Raw genomic sequence first — 1,151 nt, 5'->3', positions numbered from 1 at the left:
GAGTAACCCACGGCAACTGCACTTTGACCTTTGAAGGTACCTGCCGCGGCGGCTACCATCGATTTACCCGGGATATAAACCTGTGGTAAGCCTGCCGCTGCGTTCGCACCGGCGATACCTGCACGGAGGTTTCTGTCTACTTTACCAATGTGGTTATGAACATTGCCTAGACCCGCTTTTAATTGATCTACATTCACCGCATCAGTGCCATCAACACCTGGTGCCACGTTTGTGATACGTGCAGCAGAGCCATCTGCTTTCGCCACTCTTACATGACCATCTTCTGTTGCACCAAGCACAGGACCTGTAGAACCACCCACTTGAACTGTGTTGAAGGTTGGGGTCATTGAGGTGGCAATTGCAACATTTGCACCGTTACGGGTGATTTCAATGTTGTTACCCGCATTGATATTTACAGTATTACCCGCGCTGACTTTCGTTGCAGTGCTATCGCTATCTTCTGTGACTTTGCCCGTTGAACCTTCAACCGCTGTTGAATTAACATTCCAGCCAATTGAGTTCAAGGTGTTAGCCAAATCGCCTGCAGTCACAAAGTGATTTGCATTATTCGTATCTGGGCTAACCACTGCACCACTATTTACGTTTGAACCGTCTGGGTTAGCAATGTTGCCATCGGATACGGTTAATGCTGTTTTGTTCACATTGAAGCTGACATCAATCCCACCATTAGCATTTGTGACAACATTCGCTGTTGTACCCACGCCATTGTTGAAGTTCACCACATCACTTGGGGTAATCAAGGTTGTGTTGCCATCACTTAATGTTGTTTTCCAGCCTGCATTGTTAATGGCATTTGCCACATCACCTACTGTTGCTACGCTGCCGTTTGTGCTATCTGCAAATACTGAACCATCTGCCACTGGTGAAATATCACCACTTTTCACCGCAAAGCTGACATTCACGCCATCCACATTGGCTTTCACGCTAGCGCTATCGTTGAAGCTGACGGTTTGGCTGCCTACGGTCGTTGCATTTGCATTGTCGTTGTTACCTGTCAATTTCCATTGAACGCCTGCAATCGTGCTGTTTAATTGGCTGACATTCACTGCGTCTGTTGCATTTGAACCGGCGCCTACATTCGTGATTCGGTTTCCACCCATATCAACCGTTGAGTTTGGTGCGACAGCTAA

Annotated in this window: 1 protein-coding gene; it reads right to left on the bottom strand. The window is 47.5% G+C overall.

Annotated elements, in window-relative coordinates:
• Positions 1-1,151 (bottom strand): YadA family autotransporter adhesin (locus EDC51_RS10980; protein WP_249038494.1); only part of this gene is annotated, 1,151 nt, incomplete at both ends.

The organism is Bibersteinia trehalosi (genome assembly GCF_004346205.1).
GTDB classification, from domain to species: Bacteria; Pseudomonadota; Gammaproteobacteria; order Enterobacterales; family Pasteurellaceae; genus Bibersteinia; species Bibersteinia trehalosi.
This window is presented reverse-complemented; position numbering and strand designations above follow the sequence as displayed.